Genomic DNA, 19860 nt, shown 5'->3' on the forward strand with positions numbered 1-19860 from the left:
GACTGTCGCGCAGTGCACATCGCCAGTTGCCGAAAGAGGCGGTGATCATGCCCAGTTTGCTCGGAATCGATAACGGTCTCACGGTCACCAAGGCGGTGATCTTCGACGCCGATGGCACGCAGTTGTCGGTGGCGCGCCGGCGGGTGCCGCAGTCGATGCCCCATGCGCGCTGGGTGGAGCGCGACATGGTAGGCCTCTGGCAAGCGACCGCCGACGCCATCAAGGAAGCGATCGCGCTCTGTGGCCGGCCGGCGGACGATATCAGGGCGGTGGCAGCGACCGCGCATGGCGACGGTCTCTATCTGCTCGACAAGGATCGTCGGCCGCTAGGGGCCGGGATCCTGTCGCTCGACAGCCGCGCCGGCGAGATTATCGAAAGATGGTCGGCGGACCTGGTCTTCGACGAAGCGCTTGCGCGCACCGGCCAGGCGCCGCATGTTTCGGCGCCTTCGGCGCTGCTTGCATGGCTCAAGCAGAACGATCCGGATCGCTATGCTCGCATCGGTCACATACTGGCCTGCAAGGACTGGCTTCGCTTTTGCCTGACCGGCACGATCGGTACCGACCGAACGGAGGCCAGCACGTCGTTCACGGATTTCCGTACGCAGGCCTACGCGCCGGAAGCGATGCAGGTCTTTGGATTGGGCGAGCTTTTCGACGCGCTGCCGCCAGTGGCGCATTCCGCCGACATCGTCGGCCAGGTCACCGCCGATGCCGCCGAAATGACTGGCCTTCGCAAGGGAACGCCGGTCGCATGCGGCCTGCACGACGTGACCGCTTCGGCGCTTGGCATGGGCGGCCATGAGGAGGACGTGCTCAGCATCGTCGCCGGCACCTATTCCATCAACGAAGTCGTCTCTTCGAAACCGCGCGTCGACCGGCGCTGGTTCTGTCGCAACGCCATCGATGCAGGCCGTTGGAACAACATGGCGATCTCGCCGGCCTCGACTGCAAACTACGACTGGTTTCTCGACACCTTCTGCCGCTCGGAGCAGGACAGGACAAACGCCGATGGCGGCTCCATCCACGAACTGCTGGCAGCAGAGATCGACGCGGCGCTGAAGAAGCCTTCGACCATCCTGTTTCATCCCTATCTGTTCGGCTCCCCCTATGGCGACGTTGCCAGCGGAAGTTTTGTCGGCCTGCATGGCTGGCACGATCGCGGCGACATGCTGAAGGCGGTTCTGGAAGGCATTGTCTTCAATCACCGCACCCATGTCGAAGCCTTGCGCGAGGGCTTCGCGGTCCGCGAGATACGCCTGACCGGCGGCGGTTCGCGCAATCCGGCTTTCGTGCAGATGTTTGCCGACGTGCTGAACGCCCCGGTCACCATCACCTCGACCGACGAGGCCGCCGCCTTGGGTGCCGCCCTTTGCGCCGGCGCCGCAGTCGGTATCTTCGCGACGCCGCAACAGGGTGCCAGGCAGGTCGGCATGACGGCGCGCCAGTATCAGCCCGTGCCTGCCTCCAGTGCTGTGTTCAGCGAGCGGTTTTCCCTCTATTGCCGCATCGCCGAGCAACTGAAGTCGCTATGGCCTGAGATCGAAAGGCTGGCGCGGCCAGACACCTGGGGGACTGCATGATCAAGGCCGACGAACGACGCGAAGAGATCGCCGAGTATGTGATCAAGCTCGGCCAGGTGCGCATCGACGATCTGGTCGAGCATTTTGGCGTATCGCGCATGACCATCCACCGGCACATCGACCGGCTGGCGCAGCAGGGCGTGCTTCGCAAACTGCACGGCGCGGTGACGGTTCAGCCTTCCGGCCTCTACGAAAGTGCCTTTCGTTACCGGGTGACTGTCAACAGAGTAGAGAAAGATACGCTGGCGCGCGCGGCACTGGATTATGTCGAAGCCGGACAGGTGGTCATGCTGGACGATTCATCGACGGCAAACGCCGTCGCCACGCTGCTGCTCGACGTAAAGCCGCTGACCGTCATCACCAACAGCGTGGCGACGGCTTCGCTGCTGACCAACGTCGACGACATCGACTTCATCTGTCTCGGTGGCAAGTACCACGGCACCTACAATGCCTATATCGGCATCGTCTGCGAGAACGCCGTGGCGCAGCTTCGCGCCAATGTCCTGATCTGTTCGGCTTCGGCCATCACCGGAACCACGGCCTTCATCCAGGATCCCAATGTCGTGAGGGTCAAGCAGGCGATGATGGCCGCATCGGTGAAGCGCATCCTGCTGGTCGACCATGCGAAGTTCGACCGGATCGCACTGCATGTCTTTGACGATCTGACCAGTTTCGATGCCGTGCTGACGACCGAGGGGCTGGGCGATGCACAGGCGCAGCACCTCGAACGGGCTGGCGTGAAGCTGCGCATCGTCAAGACGACGGCACAATGAGCTCAGCCGACGCAGCAGGTGCGGAAGGTGCCGCCGGGCGTCTCGCCGCCATGGCCGCGGCCGGCGAGGTCGACGTCGTCATTCTTGGCGCCGGCATCAACGGGGCGGGGCTGTTTCGCGACCTTTGCGCGCAAGGCGTCAGCTGTCTGATCGTCGACAAGGCGGATTTCGGCTCCGGCACCAGTGCCGCGCCATCGCGGCTCATCCATGGCGGGTTGAAATATCTCGAAACCGGCGAGTTCGGACTGGTGGCGCAGTCGACGCTCGAACGCAACCTGCTTTTGCAGAATGCACCGCACTATGTCAGCCCGCTGCCGACCGTCATTCCGATCTTTTCCTGGAGCAAGGGCATGCTGGCGGCGCTGCGAACGCTGTTCGGCTCGACCAGCGCGCCGCGCAGCCGCGGCGCCCTCCTGATCAAGATCGGCCTGATGATCTACGATTTCTACGGCTCGCGAAACCAGGTCATGCCGCGCCACCGCATGGTCGGACGGCGGCAAGCGCTGGGCGAGATGCCGGCGCTCAACCCTTCGATCGTCGCCACCGGCACCTATTACGATGCCAAGATAAGCCATCCCGAAAGGCTGGTGCTCGAGTTGATCCTCGACGGCTTGCGGTCCAATGCAGCCTCCGCCAGCACGAACTACACAGCACTGGTGAGCTCAGCCAATGGCGTACTGACCTTCCAGCCGGAAAACGGTGGTGCATTTTCGGTGCAGCCAAAGCTGGTGGTCAATGCCGCCGGTCCCTGGATCGACGATGTCAACGCCTTGCTCGGTGCACCGTCGAAGATGATCGGCGGCACCAAGGGCTCGCACATCCTGCTGAAGCATGACGAACTGGTAAAAAGCCTGGCCGGGCGGATGCTTTATTTCGAGGCCGATGACGGCCGCATCTGCCTTGTCTACGATTATCTCGGCCTGGCGCTGGTCGGCTCGACCGACATCAAAGCCGACAACCCCGACGAGGTCCGCTGCGAACCCGACGAAGTCGACTATCTGCTCGAGAGCGTGCGGACGCTGTTGCCGGGCATGATTTTCGAACACGCCCAGATCGTATACGCCTATAGCGGCATCAGGCCGCTCCCGGCCTCTGATGCATCGCTACCGGGCCTGATCAGTCGCGATCATTCCGCTCCGGTCGCCGAGCCGGACCGGGACAGGCCCTTCGCGGTCATTTCGCTGGTCGGCGGCAAATGGACGACATTCCGGGGCTTTGCCGAGGAAGTCGCCGACGCGATACTCGACCGTCTGCGGCGCAGCCGTAAGGTAACGACGCAATCCATGCCGATCGGCGGCGGAAAGGATTTCCCCGCCAATGCTGAGGCACGCGCAAGCTGGCTAGCCCAGGCCCGGGCGGAGACGGACGTCGAGGAACGACGTCTCGACCAATTGCTGTCGCGCTACGGGACCAAAGCCCTGGAGATTGCGACTCATGGGCCAAATGGTCAGGGCGATTTGCCGGACTCCGACAGCTACGGCAGATCGGAGATCGACTACATCGTCCGCCACGAGTTCGTCGAACATCTGGCCGACATTGTCATGCGTCGCAGCACGCTCGCCATAGGCGGTTCACTGACAAGCCGCGATCTGCAGGAGATTGCCATGATCGCCGGGCGGGCGCTGGGCTGGAACGCCAAGCGCGTTGCGCGGGAGGTCGAGGCCGCTGTCGTGGAGCTCGAAGGCAGGAACCTGATGCGGCTGGACTGAGCGCGTCATCGACAATGCCGATCCCGCTTTTTCTGGGCAATCCGATCGGTTTGCTCCTGGTTGCGCCGCGCACCCGAAATGTCCCAACTCACAGATGGATTGGGATTTTTATACCGACGAAGATATCTCATTGAAAACAGTCACTTAATTGGCATGTTGGCGGAATTCGCCTCCATGATGCCGCCAACGAAGACATTTGATAACATCAATTGACGTTAATTTAACATCGTCATATGATCAACCCAACATGCCGACCTCCTAATGGACCGACGCCGACCGAGAGGGCGACGTATCGGCGAGGGGCGAGGCCTGTGGATCCCCGCAATGGCCTGGGAGTCAGGCGGAGGGGTTGACAGCGACGCAAAGGTATGAAAATTTTTGCACATAAAGATAATAATATCATCTCGGGAGGAGATGGCTTGAAATCTGGCGGAACCGCTAACCGCGACCACGAGTCCAGCCTCGCCACACGCGCGGCGTGGCTTCACTTTGCCGGGGGTCTCACGCAGGCCCAGGTCGCCAAGCGGCTTGGCCTGACCAGCCTCAAGGCGCATCGGCTCATCACCAAGGCCAACCAGGAAGGTCTGGTCAGGGTCTTTATCGACGGCGACGTCGCCGAGTGTGTGGAGTTGGAGCAGCGCCTCACCGCCGCATACGGGCTCGATTATTGCGAGGTTGTTCCGGATCTGGATCAGGAAGACCTGCCGCTCAGGGGACTGGGCATCGCCGGTGCGCAGTTCCTGAAGCGCGAGATCGATCGTGGCGAAGACATGCTGATCGGCGTCGGCCATGGCCGCACCCTCGCGGCCAGCGTCGAATATCTGACGCGCACTCCTGCCGCCCATATCCGTTTCGTCTCGCTGCTTGGCGGCGTGACGCGCAAATTTGCCGCCAATCCGCACGACGTCATGCATCGGCTGGCCGAACGGACCGGCGCGCAGGCCTATGTGATGCCGGTGCCCTTCGTCGCCAACACCGCCGAGGACCGCGAGGTGCTGCTCGGCCAACGCGGCATCAGCGATGTCTTCGCTCTGGCAGGCCGGTCCGACCTGATGTTCGTCGGCATAGGGACCGCCGAGCGGGAAGCTTCGCTGGTCGCAACCGGCATGATCGAGCATTCCGAAATCGATGAGGTCAAGCGCGATGGCGGCGTCGGCGAGCTGCTCGCCCACTTCTTCGACGACAAGGGGCGTCCTGTGGAAACGGCGCTGTCGGAAAGAATCCTGGCGCTGCCGCGGGACCAATTGAAAGGCCGCAGGATTGTCGCCGTCGCCGGCGGCAAGGTGAAAGTCCGGGCGATCAAAGCAGTGCTCGAAAGCCGTTACCTGAGCGGCCTGATCACCGATGAATGCACCGCCCGTGCCCTTGTCGAACTGAACCAGTCCAATGGAGCGGCCAGCGCGGCGAAGCGCCATGTGAACGGAGGATCGTCGAATGCGTGACAACGGAAAACCCGCATCGCCGGTGTTTGCATCATGAGCGCGAAGGCCACCACCGCACCGACCCGGCAGGTCTCGCCCGGCCTGCGCCGCATCCTTGCCGGCGCCGCGGCTGTCGTCCTGCTCGGCGCCATGGCGCTCGACACCAAGGTGGTCAGGATCGGGTCCGCGGGCGACGTTCGCAGCGCCGTCTTTTCGGCGGCCGACTATGGCAAGTCGGAATTTCCCAAGGTGCAGGCAGATGTCGAAGCGCGAGCGGCCGACGCGGTGACGGTGGCAACCGCGATCGCCAAGGACAGGGCGACGGCCGAGAAGGAATACGGCGTGCCGGCGGGCGTCGGACCGGTCATCTCGGTCAAGTTCACCGGCGTCGTCGGCGAGGGAAAATCGGGCATCTACAAGGTCGCCGTCGAGGGCGTGCCGGACACGCTGCAGGTTCGCGTACAGACGGGGCCGGCGATCAACGGCACCGAGCTGCGTGACGCCACCGGCAAGATCACATTCGGTCAGTTCACCAACCAGATCGAATACCAGGACGCCGGCTCGGCGCTGAACAACGAGATGAAGAAGGAAGTCCTGGCAAAGGTCGATACGAGCGCCCTGACCGGCAAGACCATATCGGTGGTCGGCGCGTTCAAGCTAGTCAATCCGAAGAGCTGGCTGGTCACTCCGGTGAGGCTGGAGGTGCAATGAAACCGGCTGCCGACACCGCGCCCGCGAATGGCGACGCCGTGCTTTCGGCGCGCAACATCGTCATGTCGTATGGTGGCGTTCACGCGCTCAAGGGCGTCAATTTCGACATCCATCGCGGCAAGGTCACCACACTGTTCGGCGAGAATGGCGCCGGCAAGTCGACGCTGATGAAGATCCTGTCCGGCGTCGTCACGCCGACATCGGGCGACATCGTGCTTGACGGCAATCTCGTCAGTTTTTCCTCGTCCTCGGACGCGCGCGATCGCGGCATCTCGATCATCCACCAGGAACTCAGCCTGGCGCCGAACCTCAGCGTTCGCGACAACATCTTCATGGGCCGCGAACTGCGCACCAGGACCGGCCTCGACTTCGCCGAGGAATCGCGCCAGGCGCGCGCGCTGATGGCCGATCTCGAAGAAGACATAGATCCGATGACCCTGGTCGAGGATTTGCGTCTCGGCCAGCAGCAGATCGTCGAGATCGCGCGGGCACTGTCGGTCGACTCGCGCATCCTCATCATGGACGAACCGACCTCGGCGCTCAGCGCGACAGAGGTGGAGGTGCTGTTCAAGGTGATCCGCGACCTGACCAGCCGCGGCGTTTCCATCGTCTACATTTCACATCACCTCGAAGAGGCGCTGCAGATCACCGACTACGCCGTTGTCCTGCGCGACGGCGCGATAACGGCAACGGCCGAAGCCAGGGACATCGATCTCGAGTGGATCGTCCGCAACATGGTGGGCGAGAACTTCGATCTCGGCTCGCCGCCGACCGGCCATGCGTTCGGCGAGGTCGCCCTGTCGATCGAGGATGTCAGCGTCATAGACGCTTCGGGCTCGGGCTATTCCGTCGTCGATCACCTGTCGCTCGATGTCAGGGCGGGCGAGATCGTCTGCATCTATGGGCTGATGGGCGCCGGACGCACGGAGTTGCTGGAAGCCGTCGCCGGGCGGATGCCGATGGCGGGCGGCCGGGCGCTGCTGGAAGGCGAGGATGTCTCGAGAATGAGCATAGCCCAGCGCATCGCCAAAGGTCTTGTGCTCGTCCCCGAGGACCGCCAGCGTGACGGGCTGGTGCAGACGATGACCGTCGGCCGCAATCTCTCGCTTGCCAGCATCGAGGCGTTCGCAAAAGGGCTGTTTCTGTCTCGCTCCAGAGAGCGAGAGCTGGTCGAAGACTCGATCCGCAAGGTCACCGTCAAGACCGCGGGCGGCAATGCCATGATCGGATCGCTGTCGGGCGGCAATCAGCAGAAGGTCGTCATCGGCAAGATGCTGACGACCAACCCCAAGGTCATCCTCCTCGACGAGCCGAGCCGTGGCATCGATGTCGGCGCCAAGGCGGAGGTCTTCCGCTTGCTGAGCGAACGCGCCGCGCAGGGCCTGGCGGTCGTCTTCTCGACCTCCGAGGTCAACGAGTGCCTCAGCATCGCGCACCGGATCGTGGTGATGCGCCGGGGCAGGATTTCAGCGGAATTCGGCGCCAGCGCCACCAAAGAGCAGATCATGGCCGCCTCCGGCGAAGCCGTGGTCGCCTGATCACCATGAATATCGGAGCCCCGATCATGACCGACGTCAGCCAGGCCAGAAAACAGTCCAGTGCAAGCGCGCGCGGCGAAGGCTTCGATCTCGCCAAGCTGTTGCTCGAGGGCCGGGCCTTCTTTGCCCTGATCGTCATCATCGTCGTCTTCTCGATCCTGTCGCCCTACTACCTCTCGGTGGCGAATTTCCTGACCATGGCCTCGCATGTCGCCATCTTCGGAATTCTCGCGGTCGGCATGCTGCTCGTCATCCTCAACGGCGGCATCGATCTGTCGGTGGGGTCGACGCTGGGCTTGGCCGGCGTCGTTGCCGGATTCCTGATGCAAGGCGTGACGCTGACCTGGCTGGGTGTCGTTCTCTACCCGCCGGTCTGGGTGGTCGCGGTGATTGCCTGCATGCTGGGCGCTGGTGTCGGGCTGATCAACGGCGTGCTCATCGCGCGCTTCAAGGTTCCGGCCTTCGTCGCCACGCTGGGCGTCATGTACATGGCCCGCGGCCTGGCGCTGCTGATGACCAGCGGCCTGACCTACAACAACCTCGGCGGCAAGCCGGAGCTGGGAAACACCGGCTTCGACGCGCTCGGCTTCAACCGCCTGTTCGGCGTGCCGACCGGCGTGGTGGTTCTGGTGGTCATCGCGCTGATCGGCAGCATCGTCTTGAACCGCACCGCCTTCGGGCGTTGGCTTTACGCATCAGGCGGCAACGAGCGAGCGGCTGAACTGTCCGGTGTTCCGGTCAAGACGGTGCAGGTTTCCGTCTATGTGCTGTCAGGCATCTGTGCCGCCATTGCCGGCCTGATCCTGTCCTCGCAGCTGACGTCGGCGGGTCCGACCGCCGGCACCACCTACGAATTGACGGCCATTGCGGCCGTCGTCATCGGCGGCGCGGCGCTGACCGGAGGGCGCGGTAACATCCGCGGAACCCTGCTCGGCGCCTTCGTCATCGGCTTCCTTTCCGACGGTCTGGTGATCATCGGTATCTCGTCCTACTGGCAGACAGTGTTCACCGGCGCCGTCATCGTGCTCGCCGTGCTTCTCAATGCCGTTCAGTATCGCCGCCGTAGCAAGCTCCCGGCTTCGACGGGCGGCCAACCGACTTCTCAGCAACGGGGGAAGGCCGAGCCGGCCAATCCTGCCCAAGGGAAGACTGCCAGGTGACTGGCAGCAACACCGCGTAAATCATTTGGAGGAATGTATATGAAAACCATGCTGAAAAGTCTGCTTGCCGCTGCGATGGTTGTCGGGTTCACGGCCGCCGCGTCGGCCGCGGGCCTGATCTCGATCATCGTCAATGATCCGGCCAACCCCTACTGGCTGACGGAGGGCAATGTCGCCAAGGCCGAAGCCGAGAAGCTCGGCTATACGGCCAACGTCGCCGCCCACAAGGGTGACACCAACACCGAAAGCAACCTGATCGACACCGCCATTACCAACAAGTCCGTGGCGATCATCCTTGATCCGGCCAATGCCGACGGCTCCGTCGGCGCGGTGAAGAAGGCGATTGCCGCCAACATCCCGGTTTTCCTCGTCAACGCCGAGATCAATCAGGAAGGTCTGGCGAAGGGGCAGCTCGTTTCCAACAATGCCCAGGGTGCTGCTCTGGGCGCTCAGCAATGGGTGCAGGCAGTCGGCGAAAAGGGCAAATATGTCGAACTCCTCGGCGCCCCGTCGGACAACAACGCCGCCACGCGCTCGAACGGTTACGCGACCGTGCTGAGCCAATATCCGGACCTCGAAAAGGCTGCCTCGCAGGTCGCCGACTGGGATCGTACCAAGGGCCACGACAAGATGCAGAGCATGCTGCAGGCCAATCCCGACATCATCGCCGTGATCAGCGGCAATGACGAAATGGCGCTCGGCGCGGTTGCCGCGCTGAAGGAAGCCGGCAAGCTCTCCGGCATCAAGGTCGGCGGCTTCGACGGCTCTCCGGACGCGGTTGCGGCAATCAAGTCCGGCGAACTGCAGTACACTGTGCTGCAGCCAGTCGCCATCTTCTCGGCCAAGGCCGTGCAGCAGGCGGACTCGTTCATCAAGTCTGGCGCCACCGGTGCGGCGACCGAGAAGCAGCTGTTCGATTGCCTTCTCATCACCAAGGACAATGTCGACAAGTACACCGCACCCTTCGTGCTGTCGGAGTAAAACCTGCACAGGGGGTGTCCTTGCGGACACTCCCTGCCTCTTCTACGGCTTCAGACAACGTCCCTGTGAACCGCCTTCGCAACCAACCGGAATTTGCGGCATGAAAGATCTGCTGATCGGGATCGACGCGGGAACGTCGGTGATCAAATCGGTCGCGTTCGATCTGTCCGGTCGGCAGCTCGCCATGACGTCGGTGAACAACAGTTTCGTCACGCTGGAAGGTGGCGGCGCCGAGCAGGACCTCGATCAGACCTGGCGCGACATGGCGCGGACCGTTCGTGACCTGGCGACCAAAATTTCCGACCTCGCGCAACGAACCGCGGCGGTTGCCATCACCGGGCAGGGCGACGGAACCTGGCTGATCGATGGCGACGGCTTGCCGGTCGGGCGCGCGTGGCTGTGGCTCGACGCCCGCGCCGGACACCTGGTGGACGAGATGCGCGCCGATCCCCGCGATCGCACGCGGTTTGAACTGACCGGCACGGGGCTCAACTCCTGCCAGCAGGGCGCTCAGCTTGCCTTTATGAAAAAGAACGATCCGGACATGCTGCAGCAGGCGGCGACCGCACTGCATTGCAAGGATTGGCTCTACTTCAAGATGACGGGTGAACGCGCCACCGATCCGTCCGAAGGAACCTTCACCTTCGGCGATTTTCGCTCGCGCAGCTATTCCGACGAAGTCTTCGACATTCTGGATCTGGCGACGCATCGCCGCCTGTTGCCTCCCATGCTTGAGGGCACCACCGACCATCACCCGCTGTCGCGATCGGCGGCAGGAGAGACCGGCCTGCTCGAAGGTACGCCGGTTGTGCTGGGTTATGTGGATATGGTCATGACAGCGCTGGGAGCCGGCCTCTATGATCGGAGCGGCAATGTCGGCTGCACGGTCATCGGCTCGACCGGCATACATACGCGCTTCGCCCGCACACCTGGCGATGTCGTGCTCAACGGCGATGGATCTGGCTACACGATCGCCATGCCTATTCCGGGTGCCTTTGCACAGCTGCAGTCCAACATGGCGGCGACGCTCAACATAGACTGGCTGCTTGGCCTTGCACGCGACGTGCTCACCGCCGGCGGCGCCGAGCTCTCGCGCGACGATTTGCTGAAAGCGCTCGACGTCTGGGTGGAGGGATCGGAGCCGGGATCGCTGGTCTACCAGCCCTATATTTCGCTCGCCGGGGAACGCGGACCGTTCGTCGACCCTGATGCGCGCGCAGGCTTCATCGGCCTTTCAGTCAAGCACGGCTTTGGCGATCTGGCACGCGCCGTCCTCGAGGGGTTGGCCTTCGCAGCCCGCGATTGCTACCAGGCGATGGGCACGATGCCGGGCGAGATCCGGCTATCGGGCGGCGCCGCGCGCAGCCCGTCCCTGCGTCGCATCATCGCGGCGGCGACCCGGGCGCAAGTGCGAACGAGCAGCCGCCAGGAAGCAGGTGCTGCAGGTGCGGCGATGATGGCCGCGGTCGGCCTTGGCGTCTATCGATCGATGGACGACTGCGCCGCCGAGTGGGTGACGCCGCTTCTCGGCGACTGCGATGCCTATGACGAGGCGCTTTCGCAAAGCTACGATGCGCTCTTCCCTTCCTTCGTTGCGGCGCGCCAGGCGCTTCGGCCGGTGTGGAAAACCATGGCGCACCGGCCGCTCACCCGCCTCCCGGGTGCACAGGAGTAAGGTCTTGAGTGATATAGTTGATCTCTTTGTGATTGGCGGCGGCGTCAACGGGGCCGGCATCGCGCGTGATGCGGCAGGTCGCGGGCTGTCCGTCATCCTGTGCGAAAAGGACGATCTGGCGCAAGGTACCAGCTCTCGCTCCGGCAAACTGGTGCATGGCGGCCTGCGCTATCTGGAATATTATGAATTCCGGCTGGTTCGCGAGGCACTCATCGAACGCGAAGTGCTGCTCGAGGCGGCGCCGCACATCATCTGGCCCATGCGCTTCGTTCTTCCGCACAGTCCCGAAGACAGGCCGGCGTGGTTGGTCCGGCTCGGACTGTTTCTTTACGATCACCTTGGCGGCCGCAAGCGGCTGCCGGGAACCAGGACGCTCGATCTCAGAACAGCGCCGGAAGGGGCGCCGATCAAGGACGAATTCAAGCGCGGTTTCGAATATTCCGACTGCTGGGTCGACGATGCGCGCCTTGTGCTGCTCAACGCCCTGGACGCCAGCCAGCGCGGCGCCAGCGTGCTGACGCGGACCGCTTGTGTCGCCGCCCGCCGCGAAGACGGACTGTGGTYGATCGACATGCAGGATGGCCGCACGGGTGCGGTGACGAAAATCCGCGCGCGGGCGCTGGTCAATGCGGCAGGGCCGTGGGTCAACGACATTGTCAGCCGCGTCGCCGGGCAGAATTCCACCCGCAATGTTCGGCTTGTTAAGGGCAGCCATATCGTCGTGCCCAAATTCTGGGAGGGACGGCAGGCCTATCTCATCCAGAACAGCGACAAGCGGGTGATCTTCGTCAACCCCTACGAGAACGATCTGGCGCTGATCGGCACGACCGACATTCCCTACGAAGGCAGGCCGGAGGAAGTGGCCGCCGAGCCAAGCGAAGTCGATTATCTGATCAAGGTGGTCAATCGCTATTTCAAGCGACAGCTGACACCACGGGACGTGGTCTACAGCTTCTCCGGCGTGCGCCCGCTCTATGACGACAATGCCGACAATCCGAGCGCGGTGACACGCGACTATATCTTCGAACTCGACGCCCCGAGCGGCGGCGCACCGCTTCTGTCGGTGTTTGGCGGCAAAATCACCACCTTCCGCAAGCTGTCCGAACATGCGCTGGAAAAAATCCAGCCGTTCTTTCCGGCGATGAAGAAAGCCTGGACTGCCAAAATTCCCTTGCCGGGGGGCGACCTGCCGAACGCAGACTTCGAAAAGTTCCTGGGCGAGTTGCACACCGAGTTTCCGTGGCTCGGCCCGTCGCTGGTGAAGCACTACGCTCGAAGCTATGGCAGCCGTGCCAGGCAATTGCTCGCCGGCACCCAAAGCGAGGCGGATCTCGGCCGCCGTTTCGGACCTGATTTTTATGAACGGGAAGCAAAGTTCCTGGTCGACACCGAATGGGCCGGCACATCAGCCGACATACTGGAGCGCCGCACCAAACATGGCCTGCATATCAATGCAGCCGAGCGGAAGACGTTCGAAGACTGGTTCGGCAACATCATGGCGGCGGCAGACTGATGGCCTTCACGCTTTCCCTCAACACCAATCCGCTGGTCAATCGCTTCGCCGATCCCGACGACCTGATCGACGCCATTGCCTACGGCATCGGTATCCGCGACGTGCAACTGACGCACGAATTCGTCAATCCGGGCTGGCCGGCGGCGACGATTGCCAAATTCCTGCGCTTGTTCAACCGGGCGCTTTCGCGGACCGGTGTCAAGATCACCTCCGGCATGACCGGACCCTATGGCCGGCTCAATCATTTCGGCCATCCGGACCCGGATGTCCGGCGCTACTATATCGACTGGTTCAAGACCTTTGCCGACATTTCCGCCGAACTCGGTGCTCCGGGCATGGGCACGCAGTTCGCCATATTCACCTACAAGGATTATGACGATCCGGAGCGGCGCGCTGCACTTCTCGACATCGCGCTTGAATGCTGGCGCGAGGTGGCCGAACACGCCAAGGCGGCGGGCCTGACATATCTGTTCTGGGAGCCGATGTCGGTGGGCCGGGAATTTGGCCACACGATCGAAAGCTGCATCACGCTGCAGAGTGCCATCGATGCGGCCAACCTGCCGATCCCGATGAAGATGATGGTGGATATCGACCATGGCGACGTCACCTCGCCAAATCCTGACGACACCGATCCTTATGCCTGGGCGAAGGCGTTTCCGCTGCAGTCGCCGATCATCCACATCAAGCAGTCTTCGATGAACAAGGGTGGACACTGGCCGTTCACGGCTGCCTACAACAAGGACGGCCGCATAGTTCCGCAGAAGCTGCTCGACACCGTGCGGCAGGGCGGCGGAACCGACAACGAAATTTGCCTTGAACTTTCCTTCAGGGAGAGGGAACCGGTCGATCATCAGGTTATCGAGATGATCCGCGAGTCGGTGGATTTCTGGGCGCCTTACATCGACAGCGGCCGCGATAGTCTCAAGCCTCGGGCCTGAACGAATACGTCGCCTGAAAGCCGGCGCCGATGGCGGCCGCAGAAGGATCGAAGGAGAAAAGGAATGGCCCCATATTGGGTCGGCACGAGTTGGAAGATGAACAAGACGCTGGCGGAGGCACTGGAGTTCGCCGATGCACTGGCGGCGTTCGTGCCCGGTTTCGATCAGGCGATACAACCGTTCGTCATTCCGCCGTTCACAGCCGTGCGCGAGGTCAAGGCGGCGTTGGCTGCGACCCGCGTGAAGGTCGGCGCCCAGAACATGCATTGGGCAGACGCCGGCGCCTGGACGGGAGAGGTTTCGCCGGTGATGCTGAAGGATTGTGGGCTCGATCTGATCGAACTCGGCCATAGCGAGCGTCGCGAGCATTTCGGCGAAACGGATGCGACTGTCGGATTGAAGACGGCGGCGGCGGTCAGGCACGGTTTGGTGCCGCTGATCTGCGTCGGCGAGACGTTGACCGAACGCGAAGGCGGGCGCGCCGATGACGTTTTGACCGCGCAGGTTCTCGGTGCGCTGCAAGGTCTGAAGGACGCTGAACTGTCGGCGGAAATCCTCTTTGCCTACGAGCCTGTCTGGGCGATCGGCGAGAAGGGTATCCCGGCCAGCGCCGACTATGCCGACAAGCAACAGGCGCTGATCAAAGAGGTCGCCGCAAGCCGGATGGCGAACGCGCCGCCCGTGCTTTACGGCGGCAGCGTCAATCCCGGCAACGCGGCCGAACTGATCGGCCAGCCGCATGTCGATGGCCTGTTCATTGGCCGTTCGGCGTGGCAAGCGGAAGGCTACATCKACATCCTGAAAAAGGCGTCGGCCGCCATCGAGCGCTGACCATTACAGTAAGAAGCAAAGGAGTTCATGCCATGAAAATAGCACTCGGAGCCGACAGCGCCGGCAAACCGCTGCTCGACGTCATCGCCAAGCATCTCGCCACGAAGCCGGAGCTGCAGGTGATCGATCTTAGCCAGGCCGGATTCTACGCCGATATCGCCGCCAAGGTCGGTCACGAAATTCTGGACGGCAACTACGACCGGGCCATCCTGTTCTGCGGTACCGGCATTGGCGTCAGCATATCCGCCAACAAAGTCCCGGGAATTCGCGCCGCATTGACCCATGATACCTATTCCGCCGAGCGCGCCGCCAAGTCCAACAACGCACAGATCATCACCATGGGCGCCCGCGTCATCGGTCCCGAACTGGCGAAATCGATCGCCGACGCATGGCTGGCCTCGGAGTTCGATCCGAACGGCCCCTCCGCCGCAAACGTGCATGCCATCGACAAGCTCGACAGCAAGCGCTGAAGGCGGGACTCGCTCCTGATCAGCCGGTCAGGGTGACCCGCATCGCCTCGATCACGGTTACGGCGGACGCGGCGCCTGGATCCATATGGCCAAGCGAGCGTTCGCCGAGGCGTGACGCCCGGCCCTTGGCGGCGATCATCGCCTTGGTCGCTTCCGCGCCTGCCTTCGCCGCCTGGGCAGCAGCCTCGAGACTGCCCGCCAGACCCTTGCCGGAGGCCAGCGCCTCGCCCGCCGCCTGCGCTGCCGGACCCCATGCATCCACCATGGTCTTTTCGCCCGGCTCGGCCTTGCCGCGATCCTGAATGCCCTTGGCCATGGCCTGGAACATTGCGACCGCGTCGGCATCGTCGAGCGACGTCTTGCCCTTCACGGCTGCCGCGCCGCGCATGAACGCAGTGGCATAGAGCGGACCCGAGGAGGCGCCGACGGCATTCAGAAACGACTTTGCCGCGGTGTTCAGCAAGGTGGTCGGATCGGTGGCTCCGGTGTCCAATGCCGCTACCGCATCGCGTGCCGCGGAAAATCCGAGCTCCATCGCAATGCCGTGGTCGGCGTCGCCGATAATGCCGTCAAGCGCGCACAGCCGGTCCCTGTCGGCTGACATCGCGTCCGCGATGGCCGCGAACATGCCGGCAAGGCGGGCGGTGTCGATTGTCGTCATGTCTTTGGCCCTTGCCGCTGAAGGTCTATTGTTTGACCATGAACTTTTCCGAAAACCGGAACTCCACTTTTCGGGATCATGGTCTAGCCGGCGCGAAACATGGCGCAGTCGCAGGGGTGGTCCAGCATCGTCTGCAACTCGCCGTCCAGCCGATGTAGCGTGATCGAGGCCCCGGCCATTTCGAGTGAGGTGCAGTAATTGCCGACCCAGGTTGCGTGAATAGATACACCGATGTCATCAAGCCGGCGCTTCAACCGCCGGTTCATGATGTAGAGTTCCATCAGCGGCGTCGAACCGAGCGAATTGACGAGCACGGCGACCTTGTCGCCGCGTGCCGGCGCCATCTCGTCGAGGATCTTGTCCAGCATCTCGTCGGTGATCTCGTCGGCCGTTTTCAGTTTTCCGCGGGCGATGCCGGGCTCGCCGTGGATGCCCATCCCGATCTCCATCTCGTCAGGCCCGATCTCGAAATTCGGCCGGCGGGTCTGCGGCAGCGAACAGGGCGACAGCGCGACGCCCATGGTGAAGGTGTGGTCGTTGGCCTTCCCGGCGATGCGCTCGCATTCGTCGAAGGACAGCATCCGGTCGCAGGCGGCACCGGCCGCTTTGAAGATGAAGAAATTGCCGGCGACGCCACGCCTCTTGTGCCGCTGGTCGCGCGGTGCCGAGGCGACGTCGTCGGTGCTCAGYACCGTGCGCACCTCGATGTCGTCCATATCAGCCATCTCGGCCGCCATGTCGAAATTCATCACGTCGCCGGCATAGTTGCCGTACATGAACAGGACGCCGGCGCCCCCACTGACCGCCCTGGCGCATTCGAGGATCGGGTCTGGCGGCGGCGAGGCGAAGACGTTGCCGATGGCCGCCGCATCGGCCAGCCCCTTGCCGACGAAGCCGAGAAAGCTCGGCTCGTGCCCCGAGCCGCCGCCGATGACGAGGCCCACCTTGCCTTGGCGCGGTCCGTCGCGGGCGATGATCGAGCGTGAACTGCCGTCGACGCTCTTGAGATGGCGGGGATGCGCGGCCAGGATGCCTTCCAGCATCTCGTCGACGGCGCGGTTGCCGTCATTGATGATCTTCTTGGTCTGCACCCGTAGCCTCCCGATTTCGATATTTTTGCAGATAGTACCGGGTGTTATCGGGATTTCCACCCGGCAAAAGCATTTCACGCGTTGCGGTGTTCGCGCGCCGCCGTTGTTGACAAGCATGCCTGGACGGTTGCGATCCGGCGGCTAGCCAGCGGCGCGCCCCGCCGACCTGCCTGTCCGCGAAAACGACGTGCGAAGGCGATAGCGGTCGCCGGCATATCGGATCGTCGACGACAGCAGCGGCCGGCCGGTCGCATCGACGATGAGCTGACGCATCACCAGGGTGGATTTGCCGACGTCGATGTCGAGGTGGCGCGCGAGGGTAGGATCGGCGCCGCGCGCCTCGATCGTGGTTTCGGCGCGTGCCAGATCAACGCCGGCATCGATCAGCAGGCCGAACAGCGAAGCGGTGCGGAAGTCGACACGGCTGAGATCGGGGACGAGGGCGAGGGCGAAGAACGAGGTGTCGACGGCGACCGGAACCTGGTCGAGGCGGCGGATCCTTTCCAGGTGGAACAGCGTCGCGCCGGGTGCGATCGACAGCTCCTCGGCCTCGTCCAGCGAGGCGGGTGCTTCCTCGGCGCGCAACACGTCGGAGGAGGGCGCCAGACCGAGACGCCTGGCGGTCTCGCTGAAGGATTCCAGCGTGTTGGGAAACTCCTTCGGCACCTTGGCCGAAACATACCAGCCGCGCCCATGCGAAGGGGTCAGCACACCTTCCTCGACAAGGCTTTGCAGGGCCCGGCGCAAGGTCACCCTGCTGATCGACATGCGCGTGAACAGATCGCGCTCGGGCGGCAGCCGCGCGCCCGAAGCAAGCTTGCCGGCGGCGATCTCCTGCAGGATCGCATCGGCCGCTTGTCGCCAGAGCGGTTCGGGTCCGTCCGACTGCAGTGGCGAGCCCTCCATTTCAGTTACCATCTGCCCTGATCTTTTCCCAGACGCCCGTTCGCATCGAACGGTAGCAGGCGTCAATTACCTGGTTAACGATGACCCCATCCTCGAAGGTTTCCAGTGGCGTCGTCCCAGCCGCGAAGTGTTCCACAAAATGCCGCATCTGTTGTGAAAAACCGTAGGCCCGGGTCTCCTCGGGCACCGGATAGACCCAGCCGGTCTCGGAATCCGCCTTCTCGACGAGGTAGCCCACCGGCTTTTCGATAAAACCCCAGACCGGGCCGACGGATGTGTCGGTGACGATACGGCCGGCCGAGCCAACCAGTTCATGGCGAAGCTGCATGCCGCCTTTTTCGATCCACGACGATTCGATCGTCGCGAGCTGGCCGCCGGCGAATTTCAGCAGCGCGATCGCCGTGTCTTCCCCGGTTGTCTTATCACCGTGGACCAGCGTCGCGCCCCACGCCATCACCTCGGTAATCTCGTTGTCCTTGCCGAAGAAGTGGCGGGCGCTTTCGACGGTGTGGCAGCCCATGTCGAGCAGGGCGCCGCCACCGGCGAGCTCGGCGTTCCAGAAATGCGGCGCGTGCGGCCCCGAATGTGCTTCCCGGGCGCGCATGGTGAGGAGATTGCCGATGCCGCCCGCCTGTATCATCTGGTGGGCCTTGGCAATGTTGGGGGAAAACACGGCGCATTCGGCATAGCCGTGCCAGATGCCGGCACGCTGGACGATATCGAGGATTTCCTGCGCTTCCTTGCCCGTGCGTGCCAATGGCTTGGTGCAGATGACGGCCTTGCCGTACCTGGCAGCGATCCTGACGGCTTCGAGATGGATCTCGTTGGGCAGCGCGATCACCACGAGCTCGACCGCCGGATCGGCGCACAAGGCGTCGATATCCCTGTGGGCGGTGACCTTTGAACCCCACTTTTTCGCGAAGGCTTCGGCGCGCTCGAAGCTGCGCGAGGAGCAGGCCACGAGTTCGGCATTGCGTACGTCGAGCAGCGAGTCCGCATAGGTCTCAGCGATGAAACCCGACCCCAGAATTCCAACTCCAATCATCAAGTCCTCCCAAATTTCTTGCCGTCTGTTTGGTGGCGCCCAGTCCGGACAACGACCATACAACAGGAAAAGACAACACAATACCACTTGTCACAACATGTATCAGTAGGTATGGTCCCAGGCAACAGTGCAAAATCGTGAATCCACACGGGGCACCATCTTGAGGGAGAGCAGGAAAATGCGTTCCATGCGTGTATCGATCCCGCTGGCGGCGACGCTTGGCGTGATGTTTTCAGGCGGCGTAGGCGCCGCTTTTGCCGACCCGGTCACCATCACCTTGAACAGCTGGCGGACCGAGGACATCGCGGTCTGGCAGGACACCATCCTGCCCGCCTTCGAAGCCAAGCATCCCGACATCAAGGTCGAGTTCGCGCCGATCAACACCAATGAATACAATGCCGCCATCCAGTCGCAGATCGAAGGCGGCGCCGGCGGCGACCTGATCACCTGCCGCCCCTTCGACGTGAATCGCGAATGGATCAAGCGCGGCTATTTCGAATCCCTGGAAGGGCTGCCGGGCCTGGAAAACTTCGACAAGACGTCCCGCGCCGCTTGGTCGGGCGCCGACGACAAGGCCTACTGTCTGCCGGTCGCCGCCGTGCTCGCCGGCTTCTACTACAACGCCGACATCTTCAAGGAACTGGGTTTGAAGGTGCCGACCACCAGCGCCGAGTTCATCGATGTGCTGCAGGCGATCAAGAAGGACGGCCGCTATACGCCGCTGGCTTACGGCTCGGCCGAATCCTGGCAACTCGCCTATAACGGCCTCTACAGCATCGGTCCGGCCTACTGGAAGGGCGAGCAGGGCCGGCTCGGCCTGATCGACGGCAAGAAGAAACTGACCGACCCCGAAT

The 19860-nt window shown here is 63.1% G+C and carries 18 protein-coding genes; 14 read left to right on the forward strand and 4 right to left on the reverse strand.

Features of this window, described 5'->3' with window-relative positions; all coding sequences use genetic code 11:
- The first annotated feature begins 47 nt into the window (after positions 1 to 47).
- The 13 genes from ACXJ7R_RS07380 (at position 48) to derI (ending at position 15303) form a co-directional block, all read left to right on the forward strand.
- The gene (locus ACXJ7R_RS07380; protein WP_457151259.1) at positions 48 to 1583 is read left to right on the forward strand and encodes an FGGY-family carbohydrate kinase; all 1536 of its coding nucleotides are present in this window, start codon (positions 48 to 50) and stop codon (positions 1581 to 1583) included.
- On the forward strand, positions 1580 to 2356 hold the full coding sequence (locus ACXJ7R_RS07385; RefSeq protein WP_457151244.1) for a DeoR/GlpR family DNA-binding transcription regulator: 777 nt from the start codon (positions 1580 to 1582) through the stop codon (positions 2354 to 2356). The genes ACXJ7R_RS07380 and ACXJ7R_RS07385 overlap by 4 nt, the downstream gene beginning before the upstream one ends.
- On the forward strand, positions 2353 to 4065 hold the full coding sequence (locus ACXJ7R_RS07390; protein ID WP_457151245.1) for a glycerol-3-phosphate dehydrogenase/oxidase: 1713 nt from the start codon (positions 2353 to 2355) through the stop codon (positions 4063 to 4065). Before ACXJ7R_RS07385 ends, ACXJ7R_RS07390 begins: the two co-directional genes overlap by 4 nt.
- A 368-nt stretch (positions 4066 to 4433) precedes the next feature.
- Complete coding sequence (locus ACXJ7R_RS07395; RefSeq protein ID WP_457151246.1) at positions 4434 to 5507, forward strand: sugar-binding transcriptional regulator; 1074 nt, start codon at positions 4434 to 4436, stop codon at positions 5505 to 5507.
- Positions 5508 to 5540: 33 nt separating this feature from the next.
- Positions 5541 to 6197 carry a DUF2291 family protein gene (locus ACXJ7R_RS07400; RefSeq protein ID WP_457151247.1) on the forward strand — a complete coding sequence of 219 codons (657 nt, stop codon included), beginning with the start codon at positions 5541 to 5543 and terminating at the stop codon, positions 6195 to 6197.
- The gene (locus tag ACXJ7R_RS07405) at positions 6194 to 7735 is read left to right on the forward strand and encodes a sugar ABC transporter ATP-binding protein (RefSeq protein WP_457151248.1); all 1542 of its coding nucleotides are present in this window, start codon (positions 6194 to 6196) and stop codon (positions 7733 to 7735) included. Before ACXJ7R_RS07400 ends, ACXJ7R_RS07405 begins: the two co-directional genes overlap by 4 nt.
- Positions 7736 to 7761: 26 nt before the next feature.
- On the forward strand, positions 7762 to 8895 hold the full coding sequence (locus ACXJ7R_RS07410) for an ABC transporter permease (protein WP_095081090.1): 1134 nt from the start codon (positions 7762 to 7764) through the stop codon (positions 8893 to 8895).
- Between the two features lie 39 nt (positions 8896 to 8934).
- On the forward strand, positions 8935 to 9876 hold the full coding sequence (locus ACXJ7R_RS07415; protein WP_095081092.1) for a D-ribose ABC transporter substrate-binding protein: 942 nt from the start codon (positions 8935 to 8937) through the stop codon (positions 9874 to 9876).
- Positions 9877 to 9976: 100 nt separating this feature from the next.
- Complete coding sequence (locus ACXJ7R_RS07420) at positions 9977 to 11551, forward strand: FGGY family carbohydrate kinase (RefSeq protein ID WP_457151249.1); 1575 nt, start codon at positions 9977 to 9979, stop codon at positions 11549 to 11551.
- Between the two features lie 4 nt (positions 11552 to 11555).
- Positions 11556 to 13064: a glycerol-3-phosphate dehydrogenase gene (locus ACXJ7R_RS07425; RefSeq protein ID WP_457151250.1), complete on the forward strand. Its 1509-nt coding sequence runs from the start codon at positions 11556 to 11558 to the stop codon at positions 13062 to 13064.
- Entirely contained in the window at positions 13064 to 14002 is a 939-nt protein-coding gene (locus ACXJ7R_RS07430; RefSeq protein ID WP_457151251.1) for a sugar phosphate isomerase/epimerase family protein, read from the forward strand. The genes ACXJ7R_RS07425 and ACXJ7R_RS07430 overlap by 1 nt, the downstream gene beginning before the upstream one ends.
- Positions 14003 to 14065: 63 nt before the next feature.
- Complete coding sequence (locus ACXJ7R_RS07435; RefSeq protein ID WP_457151252.1) at positions 14066 to 14833, forward strand: triose-phosphate isomerase; 768 nt, start codon at positions 14066 to 14068, stop codon at positions 14831 to 14833.
- Positions 14834 to 14865: 32 nt separating this feature from the next.
- On the forward strand, positions 14866 to 15303 hold the full coding sequence (gene derI / locus ACXJ7R_RS07440; protein ID WP_457151253.1) for a D-erythrulose-4-phosphate isomerase: 438 nt from the start codon (positions 14866 to 14868) through the stop codon (positions 15301 to 15303).
- A gap of 19 nt (positions 15304 to 15322) precedes the next feature.
- Here derI and dhaL read toward each other — a convergent pair whose 3' ends face one another.
- The 4 genes from dhaL to ACXJ7R_RS07460 form a co-directional block, all read right to left on the reverse strand.
- Positions 15323 to 15964, reverse strand: a complete 642-nt coding sequence (gene dhaL / locus ACXJ7R_RS07445) for a dihydroxyacetone kinase subunit DhaL (RefSeq protein WP_457151254.1) — start codon at positions 15962 to 15964, stop codon at positions 15323 to 15325.
- 83 nt (positions 15965 to 16047) lie between these two features.
- A complete protein-coding gene (locus tag ACXJ7R_RS07450; RefSeq protein WP_457151255.1) occupies positions 16048 to 17055 on the reverse strand; it encodes a dihydroxyacetone kinase subunit DhaK in 1008 nt (335 codons plus the stop codon).
- Between the two features lie 141 nt (positions 17056 to 17196).
- A complete protein-coding gene (locus ACXJ7R_RS07455; protein ID WP_457151256.1) occupies positions 17197 to 17973 on the reverse strand; it encodes a GntR family transcriptional regulator in 777 nt (258 codons plus the stop codon).
- Positions 17963 to 19006 carry a Gfo/Idh/MocA family protein gene (locus ACXJ7R_RS07460; protein ID WP_457151257.1) on the reverse strand — a complete coding sequence of 348 codons (1044 nt, stop codon included), beginning with the start codon at positions 19004 to 19006 and terminating at the stop codon, positions 17963 to 17965. The genes ACXJ7R_RS07455 and ACXJ7R_RS07460 overlap by 11 nt, the downstream gene beginning before the upstream one ends.
- 187 nt (positions 19007 to 19193) lie before the next feature.
- Here ACXJ7R_RS07460 and ACXJ7R_RS07465 point away from each other — a divergent pair.
- A partial coding sequence (locus ACXJ7R_RS07465) for an ABC transporter substrate-binding protein (RefSeq protein WP_457151258.1) occupies positions 19194 to 19860 on the forward strand: 667 nt, incomplete at its 3' end.

The organism is Mesorhizobium sp. P5_C1 (assembly GCF_054049815.1).